Source organism: Mesorhizobium sp. M0676 (genome assembly GCF_040320535.1).
Classification (GTDB): Bacteria; Pseudomonadota; Alphaproteobacteria; order Rhizobiales; family Rhizobiaceae; genus Mesorhizobium.
Window position 1 is genome coordinate 45,944 of sequence record NZ_JAMYPU010000016.1, and the last position, 19,335, is coordinate 65,278.

Below are 19,335 nucleotides of genomic sequence, written 5' to 3' on the forward strand. Positions count from 1 at the left end.
CAGCCCTGCGAGATCGAAACGACAGCGGAAATCAACATCTTGCCGGTATTGCGATTCTGACATTCGCGCCGCCCGTGATATCGAACGCATGCGCGATTTGTAGAATCGGACCATCAGGGAGACACGAGCCGCATCATGAATTTGCAGAGCATGACCGGATTTGCACGCACTGTTGCCGAACATGACGGCGCCTCGATCGCCTGGGAGGTCAAGTCGGTCAACGGCAAGAGCGTCGAGGTCAGGTTGCGGTTGCCGCAAGGTTTCGAGCGGCTCGAACCGACTGTGCGGCAGACGCTGCAGAAGCGCTTTTCGCGTGGCAATTTCCAGGCGACGCTGACCGTCGGCCGCGCCGCCGGCCAGCAGGCGCAGCCGGTGGTCAACGAAGCCTTCCTCAGGGATCTGGCGGGCTTGGCCAAGCGGCTGCAGGACCAGTTCGGTGTTGGTCCGGCAACTGCCGACGGTCTGCTTTCTCTGCGCGGCGTGCTCGATATCCCTGAAACCAGCGAAACCGAGGAGGTGCGGGCAGCACTCGACGCGTCAATCCTGTCGGCGCTGGAAACGGCGCTTACAGGTCTCGAGCAGGCACGCCAGAGCGAGGGCGAAGCGCTGCGTTCGCTGCTTTCCGGCCATATCGACGCCATTGAGGCGCTGACGCTTCAAGCCGAGGCCGACCCGTCGCGCGAACCGGCGGCGATCCGCGAGCGGATCGCCGAACAGGTGCGGCTGCTGATGGATGCGTCGGCCAATCTCGATGCCGGCCGGCTGCACATGGAAGCGGCGTTCCTGGCCACCAAGGCCGATATCCGTGAAGAGATCGATCGGCTGAAGACGCATGTGGCGTCGGGCAGAGCGCTGCTGGCAAATGGCGGCGCCATCGGCCGCAAGCTCGATTTTCTGGCGCAGGAATTCAACCGCGAATCGAATACGCTGTGTTCCAAGTCAAACGCCGCCACTGTCACCGCCATCGGGCTGGAACTCAAGGCGGTGGTCGACCAGTTTCGCGAACAGGTCCAGAATCTGGAGTAAACCCGAATGGGTGCCAAGGAGCCGATGGTTGCCAGGGATCTCGGATCCCGCATTCGCCGCCGCGGGCTGATGCTGGTCCTGTCGTCGCCGTCGGGCGCCGGCAAGTCGACGATCGCGCGCAACCTGCTGGAAAGCGACGGCAGCCTGGAATTATCGGTCTCGGTCACCACCAGGCCACGCCGCGGCTCGGAGATCGAGGGCGTCCACTATCACTTCCGCACCACGCGCGAGTTCGAGCGGCTGCGCGATTCCGACGCGTTGCTCGAATGGGCCGAGGTGCACGGCAATTGCTACGCGACGCCGCGCGAGCCGGCCGAACTGGCGCTGGCGCAGGGCCGTGACATGCTCTTCGACATCGACTGGCAAGGCGCCCAGCAGCTCAAGGAGAAGATGCGCGCCGACATCGTCTCGATCTTCATCCTGCCGCCGTCGATGAAGGAATTGAAGTCGCGCCTCAAGCGCCGCGCCGAGGACCAGGAGCACGTGATCGAGACCAGGCTGAAGAACGCCCGCAACGAGATCGAGCACTGGAAGGAATATGACTTTGTCATCGTCAACGACGATCTCGACCGCGCCTTCGCCGAAGTGCGTGGCATCGTGACGGCGGAAAGGCTGCGGCGCGACCGCCGGCCCGGGCTGTTCGATTTCGTCTCGGGGTTGCTGGACGAGAAGACGGAATAGCTCGTCCACCGCTGGCAATCTAAATTAGCCGCATCAGCTGCCTGGCAGATCGTCCGGCCTCCGTGAAGCACGCGCGGGATTCGAATCGTGCTGTTGGTCAGCTGATAGGCCGCGACATATGGCGTGCCGACGATGACGATCTCTCGTGTCCCTGCACGCCTGCCGATCCGGCCGCTTTGGGGAAGTCCGAAGACGGTTGATTGCGGCGACGATCCGCTCATCGGTGGCGATCGCGGCCGCAGGATTGTCGGCCTCGATATGCGCGAAGATGCCGTCGCGATCTGAAAGCGCGAATGGCGACCAGACGATCTTCAAGATTTAGGTTCACCCGAACGCCGCGCCGCGGCGCGTCTCTCGGCAAAATGCGCCTCGACTTGATCATCAGGAATGTCTGGTCGGGTGTCGTCGAGCGCTTCGCGAACCTTGGCGCGAAACCATAAATCATACGCCTCGTTGTTTGTGACGAGATCGATGGGCAGCGCACCCTCGTTGGCGGTTCGGGTGAGCAATATCCGCACCGCATCCGAGACCGTCAGCCCCATGCTTTCGAGCACCGCCGAAGCTCGATCCCGGATGTCGGCGTCGATACGCGTCTGGACCAGTGCATTTGCTGGCATGGCAATCTCCTTCGACGTCAATGCAATTCGTTTGAATGACGATTGCTAGGCCGCGCCAGCGCCGCCGGTCAAACCGCGTTTGTCAGCCGCACGAATTCCTCGACGCTGAGCGTCTCCGCACGCCGGGTCGGATCGATGCCGGCGCGCGTCAGCAGTGCCTCGCCACCCAGGCTCTTCACGCTCTGCCGCAGCATCTTCCGGCGCTGGCCGAAAGCGGCTTCGGTGACGCGACCGAGTTTTTTCACGTCGGTTGACAAAGGGCTGGCGCGCGGCACCAGATGCACCACCGAGGACGTTACCTTGGGTGGCGGCGTGAACGCTTGCGGCGGCACGTCGAAGGCGATCCTCGCCTCGGTCCGCCAGCCCGCCAGCACGCCGAGCCGGCCATAAGCATCGCTGCCGGCACCGGCGACAATGCGCTCGGCCACCTCGCGCTGGAACATCAGCGTCATCGATTGATAGAAGGGTGGCCAGTCCGCCACGGTCAGCCAACGGATCAACAGCTCGGTGCCGATATTGTAGGGCAGGTTGGCGGCAATCCTCACCGGGCCGTCTTGTGACGCGGTCTTGGCAAGAGCGGCAAAATCCGTCTTCAGCGCATCGCCGCTGATCACCTCGAGCCGGCCCGGATAGTGGTTGGAGACCTCGGCCAAGGCCGCAAGGCAGCGTTCGTCGCGCTCGATGGCGACGACGCGGCCGGCACCGGCAGCGAGCAGCGCCCTGGTCAGCCCGCCGGGGCCGGGGCCGACCTCGATCACCGTGCTGTCGCTGAGGTCGCCGGCGACCCGCGCGATCTTGCCGGTCAAATTGAGGTCGAGCAGGAAATTCTGGCCAAGCGCCTTCTTTGCCTGCAGTCCATGGCGCTCGATCACCTCGCGCAGCGGCGGCAGCCCGTCAATGCTCATGAATTTTGGGCTCATGATTTGGGCTCATGATTTTTGGCTCATGCAGCTGCGGGCTTTGCGCCGGTATCGGCCAGCCGGCGGGCCAGCTTCAGCGCCGCGATCAGGCTGTCGGGACGTGCGATGCCCTTGCCGGCGATGTCGAAGGCTGTGCCGTGATCGGGCGAGGTGCGGATGAACGGCAGGCCAAGCGTGACGTTGACGGCCTCGTCGAAGGCCAGCGCCTTGGCCGGGATCAACGCCTGGTCATGGTACATGCAGACCGCCACGTCGTAGCCGGCGCGGGCGCGCGCATGAAACATCGTATCGGCCGGCAGCGGCCCGAAGGCATCGATGCCTTGCGCCCGCAACATGTCGACCGCAGGACGAATGATGCGCTCGTCCTCTGTCCCCATGGCGCCGCTTTCGCCGGCATGCGGATTGAGGCCGGCAAGCGCGAGCCTCGGCCTGGCGATGCCGAAACGGCGTGCAAGATCGCCGGCGGTGATGCGCGCGATGGCAACGATCAGCTCCGTCGTCAGCGTCTTCGGCACCTCGGCCAGCGCGATGTGGATGGTGACAGGAACGGTGCGCAATTCGGGGCCGGCGATCAGCATCACCGGCGTCACCGTGCCGCCGGTGTGGAGCGAGGCCAGATGCGCCAGATATTCGGTGTGACCGGGAAAGCCGAAGCCGGCATCGTAAAGCGGCTTCTTCGCGATCGGACAGGTGACGACCGCGGCCGCGTGACCGGCAAGGCAGTCGGCGACGGCGCGATCGATGGCCTCGATGATGCCGGCGGCATTGGCCGGGTCGGGCCGGCCGGGATCGTCGGTGAAGTGGGCCGCCAGCGGCACCACGGGCAAGGCGTGTTGAAAGACACCAGCTGCTTGGGCCGGCACCGTCTCGGCGATTGCCACCGCCGCGCCGAGCCGGCGCGCCCGCGCGGCAATCAGCGCCGGATCGGCGAGAAGATAGAAGGGCGCGGCACCGGAACCGCGGGCGCTCTGCCACGCGGCAATGGCGATTTCCGGACCGACGCCGGATGGATCGCCGACGCTCAGCGCCAGCGGAAGCTCTGTCTCACGCACGGCTGGGCCGGTTCAGCGCGTAACGATCTTGGCTTTCGCCTTCAGCTCTTCGACATATTTGGCCGAGAGCTCGTCGGCGTTCTTGTCGCTGCCTTCGCTCTGGAACACCATCTGGGCCGCCTTGTCGTCGGAAACCTCGCGCGACGAGCAGATGCCGATGAATTCAATGCCACGATCGGTCTCGCGCACGGCCGTGGCGCCGCCCAGCTTGGTGGCCTTGATCTGCTCGGCCCAGTCCGGCGGCAGTTGCGGCGCCAGCAATCGGGGGAGGTCGCGAACGGTGACGTCGATCAGGCCCTTGGCGAATTCACGCGTGGTGTTGCAGCCATTGAAGCGGGCTCGCATGGCTTCGGCCTCGCGCTTGCGTTTGGCGAGTGTGGCACTGCGCTCGGCCTTCGGCACCACGAAGATCACCTGCTGCAGCATGTACTCGGTGGCGCTTGGCTTGGCGCCGCCTTTTTCGAGCATGCGCTTGACCAGATCCTGTTCGCTCACCTCCCCGCCGCCGCCGCCGTAGCGTGCGCTCAGCGCCTGGTTCCACGCCATCTGGGAGCGGATGAATTCCTTGAAATGCTCCTTGGTCACGCCGGACTGCGCCATGACACCGTCGAGCTGCTTGAGCTGCATCTTGTTGCTCGAGGCAAAGCGCTGATAGGCAGCCTCTACCTGGGCGTCGGAGATGCGGATGCCGAGACGCCTGGCCTCCGCCATACGCAGCGTCTGGTCGATCATTTCCTGACCCGCGTCACCCTTCTTGCGCTGCAGTTTCAGGAAGGCAGCCCGGTGCGCGATGTCGCCGGTGGTGATCGGCATGTTGTTGACGACATACTTGATTTCACTGGCGAAGGCCGGCGGTACCATCGTGGTGACAGAGACCGAGGTCGCCGCGAACAGGAGCGCGAATCCTGCCGAAAACAGGTATTTCCTCATCGAAAGCATCCCATTCTAGCCCGGTTTTGGCCGATTCCAGCCCGATATTGGCGAAATCCGTGCCCGCTTTATGCGGCAAAACGATGTCGTCAGCCGGCTCTACTGGATGGAGTCGATCGAGCTTTGGGACGAGCCGAAATCGCCGAGCGTGCGGAACGACAGGTTGAAGCCGACATTCTGCGACACTTCCTTGGTGTTGATGTCGCGTGATTCCGAGTACGTCATCAGGTAGGTGAAGCAGGAATCATTGTAGGCAAAGCCGACGCCGTCCTTGACCAGCACGCTTTGTTGCAGGTCGTAGGTGCCGGTGCCGAAGACGCGCCAGTTTTCGGCCAGGTGCGTCGAGGCGCCGAGCGTGACTTCGTGGCGGTCGGTGGTGAAACCATAGAGCGGCTGCGCCTGGATGAAGGCGTATTTGGCGCTCAGCGAAACCGGCAGCCCGGAATAGGCGGCCTTCACCTCGGCACGGCGAACTTCGAAGGTCTGCTCGTCGAAGCGGCCGCTGAGCGAACCGGAGAAGCCGCTCGGGCTGCTGAAGCCGACAAGGCCGACATAGTCGGAGGTCGAAGTCTCCAAGCCGGAATCGGCGCCCGCATTGACCAGATCCGGTGAATCGAACGAGTTGCGCCCGCCCAACTGGTAGGATTGGCCGAAGATCGCGTTGGTGCCCCAGCCACTGTCGTAGGCGCCGGAATAGCGGAACCCGACATTGGCGCGGCTGCCGCCTTCGACGCGGTCGTAGCCGGAGAACTTGTCGCGCTCGAACAGGGTCGTGGCGTCGAAGACGAAGCTCTGTGCATCCTCGTTGGGAACGGCGAGCCCGCCGACATACTGCTCATTCGGGCGCATGAAGACCTGCGCCATCGGCTCGACGATATGGCTGGAGCCGGTCATCGAGAACAGCACCGGCCAGCGCATTTCAAGTCCGGCGGTCGCCATATAGCGGGCAAACGAGGATCTCATATCGGCGGTGGTGTCTATTCGATGATCGGCGGCCATCGCATCAATGGCAGCGAGCGAACTTGAGGATGCATTGAGATAGTCGACGTCTCCCTGCAGAGCCAGAAGCGGCGTCAGCTGCAGTCCGCCGTCGGTGGTGAAGGTGCGCTTCCATTCGGCTTCGGCGGTGAGACGGCCGGATTCACCCTCGATGCCGCGCACGCGCTGGACGCCCGAGTCTGGCGCATTTGGTTGATAGGGGACGAAATAGGCCTGATCGAGATCGTCGCGGCGAATGACTCGTGCATTGACGTTGAACGACAGCTGGCCGCCGGCCACCGACATGTCGGGAATGTAGGCATAATCGAGCGACGGCAACACCCAGGGCTGCTTGTCGCTGCGCGATGCGACGTTGCCGTCCGGTGTGTTCTCCTGAACCTGGAAGCGCATGGCGCGCACATCGAAATAATTGCGGTCGTTTAGGCCGGTCAGGTAGACCGACGATTGATGCACGGCGTCGTTGTAGCCTTCGATCGTATAGGTACGCGAAAAATTCTTGTCGGTCTGAAGCAGGATATCCCAGCCGAAGTCCCAGCGCGGATTGATGGCGAACTGGCCCTTGGTGCCCATCATGCCGCGGAACTTGTTCGGATCGCCTGCTGGCCCCGAATTGACATTGTAGCCGCCGGGGAAAGCCGCGAAATCACGGAAAGCGCCAGGGTCCTGCTGGTTGATTCCGGCAAGCTTCAGCGTGTATTGGCCATTGTTGAAGCGCTGGCGCCACTCGGCCTCGCCGAGGAAACCCTGCTTGGTATAGCCGCTGCCGGTAACGGTGAGGTCGTAGGTCGGCGACAAAGCGAAGTAGTAGGGGACTTTGACGCCGACGCCGAGACGATTGTTGTAGCCGATGCTGGGGATCAGGAAGCCGCTTTTGCGCTTGACCGTCGGGTCGGCGATCTCGAACGCCGGCAGATAAGCCAGCGGGAAACCGAAGAATTCGAAATTCGCGTTCTCGAAGCGAACCGTTTTCTTTTCGCCGTTCCAGATGATCTTCCTGGCTTTGATCCGCCAGGTCGGCGCCTTGTCCGGCTTGTCTTCGCAAGGCTCGCAGGCCGTATAGACGCCGTTGTGGAACGTTGTCAGCACGCCGCCCATGCGCTCGGCGCTTTCGGCGGCGAAATAGGCTTTTTCGGGCGTTTCGACGCGCAGCGCATTGACGAAACCGTCAGCGAAATCGTCGGTAATGTCGATATGCTGCGAGTTGATCTTGGTGCCGTCGCTGTTGACGATCTCCACATTGCCGCTGGCAACCAGCCGCTTGGTGTTTCGATCATAGACGACGCGCTGGGCGACGAGCTTGTTGCCGCCATAGTCGATCTGGACGCCGCCGATGGCGGTGACCGTCTGGTTGTCGTTGTTATAGACGAGCGTGTCGGCCGACAGCAGCATCTGGGAGCCGGAGGGAACCTTCGTTGCCACGTCGGTAACGTCCTGCGCCAGCGCAGGGCCCGTCAGCACGCCGCAGGCGAGCAGGCATGCCAAGGCGCTCGCCGAATAGAGGCGCGCCAAACCGGCCTGCCTATGGCTGCGCAAAGCCGCCTCCCTCACTAGCCGTCTTCCTTGTATAGCAGGAATGTCACCCCAAAGAACATAGCCACGACAACCGGAACCCATGCAGCCACGGCTGTGGGCACGAATCCCGCAACGCCGAATGCCTTGACCAATACCGAAACGACATAAAGCAGAAAGCCGGCGAGGACGCCACCCAGAATCATCGTTGCCGACTGCCCCATCCTCGCAAATCGCATTGAAACTGTTGCCGCAATCAGCGTCATGGCCACAAGCAGGAACGGTAACGCCACCAGCGAATCGAACTGCATGGCGAAGGCATTTGCCTTGAGGCCGAAGGAGCGGGCAACCTCAATCTTGCCGGGAAGGTCGTAAAACGGGATGGTTTCGGGGCGCGCCAGCCGTTCCTGCACGAATTCCGGCTTGAGGTTGGTCGGCAACTGGTCGGTCGTTTCGGAACGGATGTTGCCATCCTTGAACACCTTGACGTCCTGCAATTCCCAGTAGCCGTCGCGCAGAAAGGCCCGGGCGGCGTCCTTGCGCTCGACGATATTGCCCTGCGGATCGAGGACGAAGAACACGGTGTCGGCCATTTCCAGGCCCTGGTTCAGGATGGCGCGGGCGCCGATGATGGTATCGCCGGAGTTGGTTTTCTGGCGGATCCACGGCGTGGCATCGGCCGCCACCGCGTTCGAATTGCCGGATCGCAGCTGGTTTTCCATCTGCTCCGACCATGAGAAGCCATGCGCGGCGATCGGATTGAGCACGCCGACCGACAATATGCCGAATAACAGCGCACCGATGCAGCAGGGCAACAGAAACTGCCAGGCCGACACTCCGGCCGAGCGCGCAATCACCAGCTCGTATTTTCGGTTGAGCGAGACCAGCGTCGCCATCGCCGAGAACAGGCCGACGAACGGCACCGTCTGCAGCATGATCATCGGCATCCTCAGCGCCGAGATGGCGACCGCCGTGCCGTAGGTGAAGCCCGGCAGGCCGGTGATGCGGCCGGACAGCTCGGTGAAGTCGATCAGGAACACCAGCGCCAGAAGGCCGATGAAGAACCAGATCGTGATCGACACGTAGCGAAAGAAGAAGTAGCGGCCCAGGGTCCAGCCCATCGTCAGGCTCCCTGGCCGGATGTGTAGCGCCGATTGAGGCGCAGCTTGAGCGCCGTCCAGCCATCGCTGACGCGGCCGGCGAAATTCGTCATCCAGTCGGCCCAGCTGCCGGGCAGTTCCATGCTTCGCGAGGTGACGATGAACCAGATGGCGACCGCCGAGGCGATGACCGGCACGCCATAGACCATATAGGCGTATTGCGGGATCTTGTCGGCCTTGCCGGCGGCAAAGAAGCCCAGCCAGCGCACGAACAGCGCAATGGCGATGGCTGTGATCAGCGGGTGGATGCGCGCCTCGCGGTGTGAGCGCGCATCGCCTGCCACGGCCAGCGCGATCAGCGCGAACACCAGCGAATAGGACCATTCGGAAAAGCGCTGGTCGAGCTCGGCCTTGTAGGCGCCGGGCCTGCGCTGGAAGATCTTGTCGTTCGGATCCGGGTTGAGCAGGTATTGCGTCGTTCGGTCCTTGGGCAGGAGCATGATATCGTTCGCCGCCGACATGAAGGCGGAAAGGTCGAAGGCGTAGGACGTGAAGCGAATGACCGACAGGTCGCCGGTCAGCGTCTTGCGATGAATGACGCCGTCATTCATCATCAGCACCTTCTCGTCACCCTTTTCGACGACGCTGCCGCTCTTGGCATAATAGATCAGATTGGCGCCTTCCTCGCGCGAATCGGCCACGAAGATGCCGCCGAGCCGGTTGTCCGGCAGCCGCTCGCCTATCTGCAGGAACAGCCCGTCGTCGATCTTGCGGAACGTGCCTTCCTGGATGATCAGCGACAAGAGATCGGCGCGCGAGGATGCTATCAGCTGGCGGTTCTTCTGCCTGGCATAGGGTTCGACGCCATTGTCGACCGCGAAGGAAAAGACGCTGGCCGCCAGCGCGATCAGCAGGACCGGCCGCACAATCGTCCAGCGCGAGGCGCCGGCGGCGTTGATGACGGCCAATTCCGAATCGGAGTTCATGACGCTGAGCGTCTGGGCCACCGCCACCACCAGGGCGAATGGCACCACGATCGGGATGATGGTGGGGATGATGAGGCCCGCGACCTCGAAAAAAGTGAGCGCCGATTGGCCACTGTCGGTGACCAGGTCGATGCGGGCAAGCACCTGCGTCGTCCAGACAATGGCCAGCGTCCAGATCAGCGCAGCGAGAAACACCGCCAGTGCGCGACGCATGATGTAGCGTTCAACGACCTTCATGTAAGGCTTTTCTCGATTTGCCGAACGGCATCATGCCCGCCCACAAGGTAGTCGTCCGGCTGCGGCTGTACAACTGGGTGCGTTTGGCCATTTCTTTCAGGCGGTTCGATCCGATTCTCCGTCCCACATCGCCCGTTCCGCAGGCCGGAGTGTCGGCGGCAATGAATAAGAAAGGGAGAACATCAATGGTTAACAAAAGGTTGCGGCAGGAAAGCGGAGCCGTGCCGCGACGAATCGTTATCGATTCCGCTGCGCATATGAGCCCTGATTCCGGCAAAGTCTTGCCAAATCAAGGAAAACGACCAAATGTCGCGCATCTTCCCTGAGAATGCATTTTTCCTGAAAATCTGAGCCGTTTCCCGAAAGCAGGACCTGATGACTTTGAGACCATTGATCGCCTTCGCCAAATTTGCCGCACCCAAAAAGGGCAGCATCATCGTGCTGGCGGCCGACGATGGTGGTCTTGGCGAACCGGCAAAGGCCTGCGACCCCTCAGGAACGCTGGCGCGGGCGTTTCCGGTGGCGGAGTTTTCCGGAAAATTCGCCGGTGTCGTCGAAGTGCTGGCGCCGCAGGGAACATCGCTCGACCGACTGGTGGCGGTCGGCGCCGGCAAGGTCGCCGGCCTCGATGACTTTGCCTGGCTGAAGCTTGGCGGCACCATCGCCGCGTCCCTGCGCAAGGCAGCGGAGGTGGCCGTCATCCTCGATGTGCCGGGCGCAAAGATTGGCGGCAGGCAAGCGGCGAACCTTGCCGCCGGCATCATTCTTCGCAGCTACTCCTTCGACAAATACAAGACCAGGAAAGACAAGGACGATGCCGAGCCGAAGAAACCGGTCAAGGTGACCATCCACACCGCCGATCCTGCCGCGGCGAAAAAGGCCTTCGCCGACGAGGTTGCGGTCATCGACGGCGTGCTTCTGGCGCGCGACCTTGTCAACGAACCGGCCAATACGCTCGGCCCGATCGAATTCGCCGCCCGCGCCAAGGAACTGGAAGCGCTCGGCGTCGAGGTCGAGATCCTCACCGAGAAGGAAATGAAGAAGCTCGGCATGGGCTCGCTCCTCGGTGTCGCGCAGGGTTCGCCGCGCGGCGCCCGGATGGCTGTCATGCAATGGAAGGGCGGCAAGGCCAAGGACGCACCGGTCGCCTTCGTCGGCAAGGGCGTCACCTTCGACACCGGCGGCAATTCTATGAAGCCGGCCTCCGGCATGGAAGACATGAAGGGCGACATGGGCGGTGCCGCGGCCGTCATCGGGCTCATCCAGGCGCTGGCCGCGCGAAAGGCCAAGGCCAATGTCGTCGGCATCGTCGGGCTGGTGGAAAATGCCGTCGACGGCCATGCCCAGCGCCCCGGCGACATCGTCACCTCGATGTCGGGTCAGACCATCGAGGTGCTCAACACCGATGCCGAAGGACGCCTCGTTCTGGCCGACGCGCTGTGGTATTGCAACGACCGCTTCCAGCCGAAATTCATGGTCAATCTGGCGACGCTGACCGGCGCCATCATGGTCGCGCTCGGCCAGCATTATGCCGGCCTGTTCTCCAACAATGACGAACTTTCGGACAGGTTGACGGCGGCCGGCCAGGCGAGTCAGGAGCGGCTGTGGCGCATGCCGCTTGGGCCCGAATACGACAAGCTGATCGATTCCAAGAACGCCGACATGAAGAACATCGGCGGCCGCTATGGCGGCGCCATCATCGCCGCGCAGTTCCTGCAGCGCTTCGTCAAGGAAACGCCGTGGGCGCATCTCGACATCGCCGGCACCGCGATGGGCTCTCCGCCGAGCGAGATCAACCAGTCCTGGGGCTCGGGTTTCGGCGTCAGGCTGCTCGACCGGCTGGTGCGCGACAATTACGAGGGATAAGGCAGGGAATGGCCGATGTCCTGTTCTACCACCTGACCGAATCGACGCTGGAGGATGCGCTTCCCGGCCTGCTCGAGCGCAGCGTCGATCGCGGCTGGCGCGCCGTGGTGCAGACAGGGACCGAGGAGCGGCGCGATGCGCTCGACCTGCATCTGTGGACATTCAGGGACGATTCGTTCCTCGCGCACGCGACCGACCGTGAAGCCCATCCGGCCGAACAGCCAATCCTGCTCACCACGAGCGACGCCAACCCCAACCAGGCGCAGATACGCTTCCTCGTCGATGGCGCCGCACCCGCCGATCTCGCCGGCTACGAACGCGCCGTGTTCCTGTTCGACGGCCATGACGCGGCCCAGGTCGAAGGGGCGCGGACGCATTGGAAGGTGTTGAAAGAAGCGGGCCACGCTGTCACCTACTGGCAGCAGACGCCCGACCGTCGCTGGGAGCGCAAGGCGTAAGTCGCGTTATCGGTTGCTGATCGTAACCTTGTTTATCTTCGCGCCCTGCGGGAGATCTTTCACCTGCCGATGGATTTGGCCGGCGATATGCACCTTCACAACGAAAAACGTCGTTTCCATCTCTCGCAGACTCATTTCGCCGCCAAGCACCGGCGGCTTCTTGAAATCATAGCATTGGCCGGCTGCCGGAATCAGTCGGTTCTTTCGGGCGGCAACGACAAGGCCCGCCAGCAGCAACTCGTCGCGGCGCGCTTCATTCTGCAAGTCGGCCTGAAATTCCGCCCAATGACCCGCAATTCTGGTCAATTTCCCGTCGAGCATATCGAGATGACGAACCGACCCGTCGCCGGCACGGAAAAATATGTCGCCGAAAGCTGACACCGCAGCTGGTTCAAGGCCATCCAGTCCGATCCACTTCCAGCCGTCCAACGCTTCCGCGACTTCGTTCGCAGGTGGTTCGATAAAGAGGAACTGATAGTCATGGGGCCATTCGGCTCTGATCAAGCCCCCTGTATTGGCTCTGTTGGCCTCGGCTTTTCCTTCCTGTCTGGCGTCGGACGCGCCAAAAATTGAAGAAATAAAGCGGAAAAAAGATCTGGCCATAATCGCCCCGTACGGGTCTTTATACTTGCGAGAGATTCTAGCCGCAATCCACTGAAGGCTCCATAGTTCCCACGCATTCGTCTTGATGATGGCCATCACATTGGATCCGTTTTATGGATTGACTGGATGCAGGCTCATTGGGCGGGCTGAGAATGCGGATCAGGATCATCGGAACCGGGCGGGCCGTGCCGGCTCGATGCGTGACGTCGCGCGCCCTCGATGCGCGGCTGGGGTTTGGGGATGGACATTTCGAGGCCGCGACCGGCGTCATCGAACGCTATGTCTGCGACGCCGAATCGCAGGTCGACCTTGCTTGTGCCGCAGCCCGTCTGGCGCTTGCCGATGCCGAACTTGAGGCAGGCAGTGTCGATCTGGTCATCGGCGGTTGCGGCGTGCCTTACCAGCCGTTGCCGTCGACGGCGCCGCTGGTCATGCAGCGCCTCGGCCTTGCCGATGGGTCGGCGGCCGCTTTCGACGTCAACAGCACCTGCCTGGGCTTCCTCACAGCCTTCGAGACCGCGTCGCGCCTGATCGAGGCCGGGCAATGCCGGACGGCGCTGGTGTTCTCGTCTGAAATCGCCTCGCGCGCGCTGCCGTGGCAGGACCAGCCGGAAATTGCGGCCCTCTTCGGCGATGGCGCGGCGGCCGCCGTGCTGCAACAGGCAGCCCCTGCCGAGGGTCGAGTCGCGGCCAACCTGATGCGCACCTACCCTTCCGCCTATGAGGCCTGCAGCATCGGCTCCGGCGGCACCCGGTTCGACTTTCATCGTGAGCCTGAGGAATTCGCCCGCCACAGCCTGTTCCACATGGAGGGTAAGGAACTGTTTCGCGTCACGTCACGCCATTTCAACGGCTTTGTAGCGGAGTTGCTCGATCGCGCCGGCTGGCGGCACGACGATGTCGACCTCGTCGTGCCGCATCAGGCAAGCCCTTTCGCGCTCGCCCACATGGCGCGCCAGACCGGCTTCGCCAGGGAAAAGCTCGTCGACATCGCGGCGCGCTACGGCAATCAGATCGCCGCTTCCATCCCCTTTGCGCTCGACGTCGCGCGCCGCGAACAACGCATTGTGCCCGGCGCCAAAGTGCTGTTCCTCGGCACCTCGGCCGGCGTGTCGTTCGGCGGCATGGCGCTGGAAGCATGACCGTGGGACGCGTCCTCGTCACCGGCGCCAGCGGCTTCCTCGGCGCGCATGTCATGGCGCGGCTGGCTGCACTGGGTACACCGGCGCTGGGTCTTGGCAGGGACGCCAAACGCTGCGCGGCGCTCGAAGCCGCTGGTCATCGGGTCGTTCGGCTCGATTTGTCTCAACCATTCGATGCAGCTGCCGCGCGCGCTCTCGACGGCGTCGATGCGATCATCCACTGCGCGGCACTTTCCGCGCCCTTCGGCAGGTTGGCGGATTTCCAGACGGCAAATGTCACAGCTACCCGCAACCTCAGCGATTTCGCGCGCGGGCAAGGCGTGCGCCGCTTCGTCCATATCTCCAGCCCGACGGTCTGTTTCGCCTATCGCGACCAGCTCGGAGTTTCCGAGAATGCGGCCTTGCCCCCTCCGGTCAACCACTATGCCCGCACCAAGCGGCAGGCCGAGGAGATCGTGCTGGCGGCGCCTGAGATCAGCCCGGTGGTGCTGCGGCCGCGCGGCCTCTACGGTCCCGGCGACCGCACGCTGCTGCCGCGCCTGCTGCAGGTGGCACGGCAGCGCCCGCTGCCGCTGTTTCGCGACGGCAAGGCGCGCATCGATCTCACTTATGTAGAGGATGTCGTCGATGCCGTGCTTGCCGCGCTCTCCGCTGGCAGCGCTGCCGAGGGACAGATATTCAACGTCTCCGGCGGCGAAGTGGTGCCGGTCCGCCGCATTGCCGAGGCGGCCTGCGCCCGCGCCGGCGTGCAGCCGCGCTGGCGCAGAATGCCGCTCTGGCCCGCCATGCTGGCGGCCGGGATAGCGGAGACGGTAGCGAATATATTGCCCGGCCGCCCGGAACCGCCGGTGACGCGCTACGGTCTTGGCCTGTTCGCCTATGCGCAGAGCCTCGATCTTTCCAAGGCAGGCCGCATCCTCGGCTGGGCGCCGAAAGTGTCGTTCGAGGAAGGGCTCGATCGCACATTCGGCAAGGCGACGGAAAGCAGGGAGGCTGCGTGAAGATCGTCTTCGCCAACAGCGCCTCTGTCAGCGCAGCCGAGCGCCTGATCCTGCGCGGCGGCAGCTGGGCGAAGGTCAGGCTACGTGTCCGCTACGGCCTGATCATGCATCCGCAGGCCGGCCCCGTACTGATCGATACCGGCTACACGCCGCATGTGACACAAGGCAGCGAGCGCAGCACGGCGCTGCGTCTTTACAGTGCGATCCTCCGGCCCCAGCTCAACGAAGCCGAGCAGCCGCTCGCGGTACTGGCGCGCTTCGGCCTGTCTTTGCAGGATGTGCGCACCGTCATTGTCACGCATTTCCATGCCGACCACATGTCGGGCCTGTCGCTGTTTCCCAACGCTCGGCTTATCGCCAATGACACCGCCTGGGCGCGGGCGAAGGCCAAGACTTCCCGGCAGAATCTGCGCCATGGCGTCTTCAAGGAACTGTTCCCGCCCGATTTCGAGAGCCGGCTCGACGGGCTGTCGTCGAAGCGGCGGATCGAACCTCGCGGCGGCGTGCCAGGCGGCGCCGATCTGTTCGGCGACGGCAGCGTCATCGCAGTCGATCTGCCCGGCCATGCCGATGGCCAGTTCGGCCTTTCGTTCCCAAATCTGGAGCGGCCGCTGCTCTACGCCGTCGACGCGCAATGGTTGTTCGCGGCCCTTGTCGAAAACCGAACTCCCGGTCTGCCGGCAACCCTGCTGGCCGAGGATGCCGCCGCGATCGAGCCGACCAGCGTAATGTTGCGCCGGTTTCTGGCGACCGGCGGCGAGGTTGTTCTTTGTCATGATCCGGCGGTGACGGCCTACGATCTTGCCGGAGAGAGCGCATGAACGGGCCGACGGAAGCGGCCCGTTCGTTTGTGTTGACGCAATGGCTCTCGCGCAAGAGCCGTGAGAATTTCGAACGCTGGCAAGGTCATGCCTTGCGCCGCTTTCTCGACCGCGACCTGCCGCGCGCGCCGTTCTACGGCAAGACGCCGCGTCATCTCGGCGATCTGCCGGTGACCGACAAGGCGACGCTGATGGGCAATTTCGAGCGCTTCAACATCCGCGGCGTCTCGGCCGCCGAGGCCTGGAAGGCGCAGGCAGGCGATGGCCGCATTGGTGAACTGACAGTCGGCGCCAGCACCGGCACGTCGGGCAATCGTGGCCTGTTCATCATTTCCGAAGCGGAAAAATACCGCTGGCTGGGCACCATCCTGGCCAAAGCAGTGCCCGATCTGCTCTGGCGCCGGCAGCGCGTTGCGGTGATCCTGCCGCAAAACACCGGGCTCTACGATAGCGCGCGCAAATCGCGGCGTATCGACCTGCGCTTCTTCGATCTGACGCGCGGTCCGGAGAGCTGGCGCGGCGCTCTCGAAGGTTTCGCGCCGACGGTGATCATCGCGCCGCCGAAGATGCTGCGGCACTTCGCGGCCGAGGGCTTTAGGCTCAAGCCGCAGCGTGTCTTCAGCGCCGCCGAAACGCTCGACCCGGTTGACCGGCCGGTCATCCAGGCATTCTTTGGTCGTCAGCTCGACCAGATCTACATGGCGACGGAAGGGCTGTTCGCCGTCACCTGCCCCCAGGGCGGGCTGCATCTGGCCGAGGATTCGGTGTTCTTCGAGTTCGAACCGGCCGGCGACGGCCTGGTCATGCCGCTGATCACCGCCTTTCGCCGCCGGACCCAGATCATGGCGCGCTACCGGATGAACGATCTGCTGCGGCTGTCCGAAAAGCCATGCCGCTGCGGCTCGCCGCTGCGCACGCTGGACGAGATCGTCGGCCGCATGGACGACGCTTTCCGGCTCGCCTCGCCGCACGGGCAGCTCCTCGTCACGCCCGACATACTACGCAATGCGGTGCTCAAGGCCGACCGGCGCATCGACGATTTCCGCCTGGTCCAGACCGCTGCCGACGTCATCGAACTTAGCCTTGCGCCCGAGCTCGCCGACGAAGCCGCCACTGCCGCGCATGCAGCCGTGCGAACGCTACTGGCCGCGCGCCAGGCGACGGTGAGAGTCAGCCTCCTGCGCAAGAGCCTGCCGCTGGAGACCAGCCGTAAACTGCGCCGTGTAGAATGCCGACTGGGGATGAGGACGTGAATCGGCCTGCCGCATTGCCAGTCGCTCAACTGGACCAGGTTGAAAACAACCCGCGTGAGGTCGAAGCCTTCGTTCAGCTATTCAACGAGGTGCCGGTGCGCGACCTCGTGCGAAATCTGACGGTCGCCGTCGAGGCCCTCGAGATCGCTGGCCGCTTCTTTCCACTGACGCTGAACGACAGAAGCGAGGCGCCGAACTGCTATGTCTGCTGCCCGTCCAGCGCCTATATCGACTACGCCATCGACGAGACCCGCAATTTCGTCTCGTCGCCCATGCTGCAAAGAGCGATCCGCATGTTGATTGGCCTGTGCGCGCCGCTGGTCAGGATGAGCGGCCTCGACCATCAGGTTCAGGTCAACAACTGGCTCTATTCGACCAATCCGGTGCCGCTGCTCGATCGCAACGCGGTCGCTGCGATCCGCGACGATCTCACGGCGCGTTTTCCCGATCGCGCTGTTCTCATCCGCTCCCTGAACGAGATCGCCGATCCCTCGACAATGGCAGCGCTGAAGGCGGAGGGTTTTCGAATGCTGGCGGCGCGGCAAATCTACATCTTCGCCGGCCGCGGTTCGGTCATGACCAACGACATGAAGCGCGACCGCAAGCGGCTGCGCACGACGCCGTTCGAGCGGGTCGGCAATGGCGACTTCACCGAGGCCGACTATGCGCGCGCCGAAGCGCTCTACCGGATGCTCTATCTCGACAAATACACGCCGCTCAACCCGCACTACACCGCCCGCTATATCGGCGAGACGCACCGTCGCGGCATCCTGCAACTGGCAGGCCTGCGTCGTCCCGGCGGTGAACTGGTCGCCGTCGCCGCTTTGTCTCAGAACGGCAGGACACTGACGCAGCCCATCGTCGGCTACGACACCGGCCTCCCGGTGAGCGAAGGCCTTTACCGCATGATGATGGCGCTGGCTCAGGATCATGCGATGGTGCACGGCCTGTTCTTCAACATGAGCGCCGGTGCCGCCGCCTTCAAACGCTTGCGCGGCGCCGTGGCAACAGTGGAGTACAACGCCGTCTATGCCGGCCATCTTCGGCGCCGCCAGCGCGCTGCAGTGCGTATCATGGAATCTGTGCTCGCGAAGATCGGCATCCCTCTGCTTAGGAGATTTGAACTTTGAGCGAAGCCCGGCAGCAAAAAGACAAAGACTATTGGCAGGCGGTAGTGCGGTCAGTCGATATCAAAGGCAAGCCGAAGCGCATCCTGTTCGATGGCACGCCGCTGGTGCTGTTCCGCTCGGCGCAGGGGATTGCAGCCCTCTTCGACCGCTGCGCTCACCGCCAGGTCGAACTCTCGACCGGCAAGGTCGTCGGTGGCGAGATCGAATGTCCCTATCATGGCTGGCGCTACAATGGGGAAGGGCGCTGCACCGCCATTCCCGGCCATGTCGGCGACGTCCCGCATTACCGTGTCCGCCGCTACAGCGCGATCGAGCGCGACGGCGTCGTCTTCGTCTCGGCAGGCACGCCTGAGGGCGAGCCCTATCTCCATTGCATGCAAGGCAAGGATGTCGTCGTGAAGCGGGTGCGAAGCTCGGCGCGATCGACGGTGCTCGACGCCGCCGAGAACATTCTCGACGCCACTCACACCCACTTCACCCACAAGGGTGTGCTGCGCGGCCTGATCGCAAAGCGCCATCTCGTGCGCGTCGAGGTGACCGGCGGCAAGGGCTGGGTCGAAAGCTGCTACACCGGCGAGGACCGCCAACAGGGGCTGGTCAGCCGGCTGCTGGAAGGCGAGCGCGCCAGGACCATCGGCCGCTACCGCCATCCCGGCATCGTCGAACTCGAATATTGGGGCAAGGGCGGCTTGGCGCTGGCGACCACTTTCCATTTGCGTCAGGCGGACGAACGGACCCTCGAAGGCGTCGGCTGGCTGATCGGCCCGCGACAGGGCCTGTTCGGCGAACTCAAGGCGCTTGCTTTCCGGCCGCTCTTTGCCTTTGCCCTGCAGCAGGATCGCCGTGTGCTGAAATCGGCCAGCGACAACGCCCGTATATCGCCGCAGGTTCAGCCGGCGATCGGCCCGCTGGATTTCCTGCGCCGCGACATAGCGGCGATCATCGACGGCAAGATGCCACCGGCGGCGGCAGAGCCGCGGGTGCACCAAATCGAGCTGTAATCT

Annotated in this window: 20 protein-coding genes; 11 read left to right on the top strand and 9 right to left on the bottom strand. The window is 63.5% G+C overall.

Translation table 11 applies throughout. The features are described from left to right. Nucleotides 1-135: 135 nt before the first annotated feature. Both NKI35_RS18735 and gmk read left to right on the top strand, forming a co-directional pair. A complete protein-coding gene (locus NKI35_RS18735) occupies nt 136-1,026 on the top strand; it encodes a YicC/YloC family endoribonuclease (RefSeq protein ID WP_023695597.1) in 891 nt (296 codons plus the stop codon). A gap of 6 nt (nt 1,027-1,032) precedes the next feature. Further along, the gene (gmk, locus tag NKI35_RS18740; protein ID WP_031193552.1) at nt 1,033-1,707 is read left to right on the top strand and encodes a guanylate kinase; all 675 of its coding nucleotides are present in this window, start codon (nt 1,033-1,035) and stop codon (nt 1,705-1,707) included. A 33-nt stretch (nt 1,708-1,740) separates the two neighbouring features. Here the strand turns inward: gmk and NKI35_RS18745 are convergent, their stop codons facing one another. From NKI35_RS18745 to lptF, 8 genes are all read right to left on the bottom strand, one after another. Beyond that, on the bottom strand, nt 1,741-2,022 hold the full coding sequence (locus NKI35_RS18745) for a type II toxin-antitoxin system RelE/ParE family toxin (RefSeq protein WP_502897151.1): 282 nt from the start codon (nt 2,020-2,022) through the stop codon (nt 1,741-1,743). After that, entirely contained in the window at nt 2,019-2,324 is a 306-nt protein-coding gene (locus NKI35_RS18750) for a type II toxin-antitoxin system RelB/DinJ family antitoxin (RefSeq protein WP_023689109.1), read from the bottom strand. The genes NKI35_RS18745 and NKI35_RS18750 overlap by 4 nt, the downstream gene beginning before the upstream one ends. A gap of 68 nt (nt 2,325-2,392) precedes the next feature. Beyond that, complete coding sequence (gene rsmA, locus NKI35_RS18755; protein WP_023705356.1) at nt 2,393-3,229, bottom strand: 16S rRNA (adenine(1518)-N(6)/adenine(1519)-N(6))-dimethyltransferase RsmA; 837 nt, start codon at nt 3,227-3,229, stop codon at nt 2,393-2,395. A 38-nt stretch (nt 3,230-3,267) separates the two neighbouring features. Beyond that, nucleotides 3,268-4,296: a 4-hydroxythreonine-4-phosphate dehydrogenase PdxA gene (gene pdxA / locus NKI35_RS18760; RefSeq protein WP_031196567.1), complete on the bottom strand. Its 1,029-nt coding sequence runs from the start codon at nt 4,294-4,296 to the stop codon at nt 3,268-3,270. Between the two features lie 12 nt (nt 4,297-4,308). After that, the gene (locus NKI35_RS18765) at nt 4,309-5,235 is read right to left on the bottom strand and encodes a peptidylprolyl isomerase (RefSeq protein WP_023705354.1); all 927 of its coding nucleotides are present in this window, start codon (nt 5,233-5,235) and stop codon (nt 4,309-4,311) included. A gap of 90 nt (nt 5,236-5,325) precedes the next feature. Next, nucleotides 5,326-7,773 carry an LPS-assembly protein LptD gene (locus NKI35_RS18770; protein WP_352741213.1) on the bottom strand — a complete coding sequence of 816 codons (2,448 nt, stop codon included), beginning with the start codon at nt 7,771-7,773 and terminating at the stop codon, nt 5,326-5,328. Then, entirely contained in the window at nt 7,773-8,855 is a 1,083-nt protein-coding gene (gene lptG / locus NKI35_RS18775) for an LPS export ABC transporter permease LptG (RefSeq protein WP_023695591.1), read from the bottom strand. Before lptG ends, NKI35_RS18770 begins: the two co-directional genes overlap by 1 nt. A gap of 2 nt (nt 8,856-8,857) precedes the next feature. Beyond that, nucleotides 8,858-10,057 (bottom strand): LPS export ABC transporter permease LptF, encoded by a 1,200-nt coding sequence (lptF, locus tag NKI35_RS18780; protein WP_023672737.1) that lies wholly within the window; start codon nt 10,055-10,057, stop codon nt 8,858-8,860. Between the two features lie 32 nt (nt 10,058-10,089). On the opposite strand from lptF, the gene NKI35_RS18785 reads away from it, so the two are divergent. The 3 genes from NKI35_RS18785 to NKI35_RS18795 are packed head-to-tail and all read left to right on the top strand — an operon-like array spanning nt 10,090 to nt 12,381. Continuing rightward, nucleotides 10,090-10,383, top strand: a complete 294-nt coding sequence (locus NKI35_RS18785; RefSeq protein WP_352741214.1) for a hypothetical protein — start codon at nt 10,090-10,092, stop codon at nt 10,381-10,383. A 49-nt stretch (nt 10,384-10,432) separates the two neighbouring features. Continuing rightward, nucleotides 10,433-11,923 (top strand): leucyl aminopeptidase, encoded by a 1,491-nt coding sequence (locus tag NKI35_RS18790; RefSeq protein WP_023695590.1) that lies wholly within the window; start codon nt 10,433-10,435, stop codon nt 11,921-11,923. Nucleotides 11,924-11,931: 8 nt separating this feature from the next. Then, nucleotides 11,932-12,381, top strand: coding sequence for a DNA polymerase III subunit chi (locus tag NKI35_RS18795; RefSeq protein ID WP_023672739.1), 450 nt, complete (start codon nt 11,932-11,934; stop codon nt 12,379-12,381). A gap of 6 nt (nt 12,382-12,387) precedes the next feature. Here NKI35_RS18795 and NKI35_RS18800 read toward each other — a convergent pair whose 3' ends face one another. Further along, complete coding sequence (locus NKI35_RS18800) at nt 12,388-13,080, bottom strand: T6SS immunity protein Tdi1 domain-containing protein (protein ID WP_352741215.1); 693 nt, start codon at nt 13,078-13,080, stop codon at nt 12,388-12,390. Between the two features lie 104 nt (nt 13,081-13,184). On the opposite strand from NKI35_RS18800, the gene NKI35_RS18805 reads away from it, so the two are divergent. The 6 genes from NKI35_RS18805 to NKI35_RS18830 are packed head-to-tail and all read left to right on the top strand — an operon-like array spanning nt 13,185 to nt 19,332. After that, nucleotides 13,185-14,126 carry a 3-oxoacyl-[acyl-carrier-protein] synthase III C-terminal domain-containing protein gene (locus NKI35_RS18805; protein ID WP_352497168.1) on the top strand — a complete coding sequence of 314 codons (942 nt, stop codon included), beginning with the start codon at nt 13,185-13,187 and terminating at the stop codon, nt 14,124-14,126. Beyond that, entirely contained in the window at nt 14,123-15,127 is a 1,005-nt protein-coding gene (locus NKI35_RS18810; RefSeq protein ID WP_352654440.1) for an NAD-dependent epimerase/dehydratase family protein, read from the top strand. Before NKI35_RS18805 ends, NKI35_RS18810 begins: the two co-directional genes overlap by 4 nt. Next, complete coding sequence (locus NKI35_RS18815) at nt 15,124-15,948, top strand: MBL fold metallo-hydrolase (RefSeq protein WP_023727343.1); 825 nt, start codon at nt 15,124-15,126, stop codon at nt 15,946-15,948. Before NKI35_RS18810 ends, NKI35_RS18815 begins: the two co-directional genes overlap by 4 nt. Next, nucleotides 15,945-17,201, top strand: coding sequence for a F390 synthetase-related protein (locus tag NKI35_RS18820; protein WP_023685700.1), 1,257 nt, complete (start codon nt 15,945-15,947; stop codon nt 17,199-17,201). Before NKI35_RS18815 ends, NKI35_RS18820 begins: the two co-directional genes overlap by 4 nt. After that, a complete protein-coding gene (locus tag NKI35_RS18825; protein ID WP_352741216.1) occupies nt 17,198-18,331 on the top strand; it encodes a GNAT family N-acetyltransferase in 1,134 nt (377 codons plus the stop codon). Before NKI35_RS18820 ends, NKI35_RS18825 begins: the two co-directional genes overlap by 4 nt. Nucleotides 18,332-18,375: 44 nt before the next feature. Further along, nucleotides 18,376-19,332 carry a Rieske 2Fe-2S domain-containing protein gene (locus tag NKI35_RS18830; RefSeq protein WP_352741217.1) on the top strand — a complete coding sequence of 319 codons (957 nt, stop codon included), beginning with the start codon at nt 18,376-18,378 and terminating at the stop codon, nt 19,330-19,332. The last annotated feature ends 3 nt before the right edge of the window (nt 19,333-19,335 follow it).

What these genes read in the sequence shown, in the direction of transcription:
- NKI35_RS18735 (WP_023695597.1), top strand. Translation starts at nt 136, where the DNA reads ATGAATTTGCAGAGCATGACCGGATTTGCACGCACTGTTGCCGAACAT.
- gmk (WP_031193552.1), top strand. Translation starts at nt 1,033, where the DNA reads ATGGGTGCCAAGGAGCCGATGGTTGCCAGGGATCTCGGATCCCGCATT.
- NKI35_RS18750 (WP_023689109.1), bottom strand. Translation starts at nt 2,324, where the DNA reads ATGCCAGCAAATGCACTGGTCCAGACGCGTATCGACGCCGACATCCGG.
- rsmA (WP_023705356.1), bottom strand. Translation starts at nt 3,229, where the DNA reads ATGAGCATTGACGGGCTGCCGCCGCTGCGCGAGGTGATCGAGCGCCAT.
- NKI35_RS18765 (WP_023705354.1), bottom strand. Translation starts at nt 5,235, where the DNA reads ATGCTTTCGATGAGGAAATACCTGTTTTCGGCAGGATTCGCGCTCCTG.
- lptG (WP_023695591.1), bottom strand. Translation starts at nt 8,855, where the DNA reads ATGGGCTGGACCCTGGGCCGCTACTTCTTCTTTCGCTACGTGTCGATC.
- lptF (WP_023672737.1), bottom strand. Translation starts at nt 10,057, where the DNA reads ATGAAGGTCGTTGAACGCTACATCATGCGTCGCGCACTGGCGGTGTTT.
- NKI35_RS18785 (WP_352741214.1), top strand. Translation starts at nt 10,090, where the DNA reads ATGCCCGCCCACAAGGTAGTCGTCCGGCTGCGGCTGTACAACTGGGTG.
- NKI35_RS18790 (WP_023695590.1), top strand. Translation starts at nt 10,433, where the DNA reads ATGACTTTGAGACCATTGATCGCCTTCGCCAAATTTGCCGCACCCAAA.
- NKI35_RS18795 (WP_023672739.1), top strand. Translation starts at nt 11,932, where the DNA reads ATGGCCGATGTCCTGTTCTACCACCTGACCGAATCGACGCTGGAGGAT.
- NKI35_RS18800 (WP_352741215.1), bottom strand. Translation starts at nt 13,080, where the DNA reads ATGGCCATCATCAAGACGAATGCGTGGGAACTATGGAGCCTTCAGTGG.
- NKI35_RS18810 (WP_352654440.1), top strand. Translation starts at nt 14,123, where the DNA reads ATGACCGTGGGACGCGTCCTCGTCACCGGCGCCAGCGGCTTCCTCGGC.
- NKI35_RS18820 (WP_023685700.1), top strand. Translation starts at nt 15,945, where the DNA reads ATGAACGGGCCGACGGAAGCGGCCCGTTCGTTTGTGTTGACGCAATGG.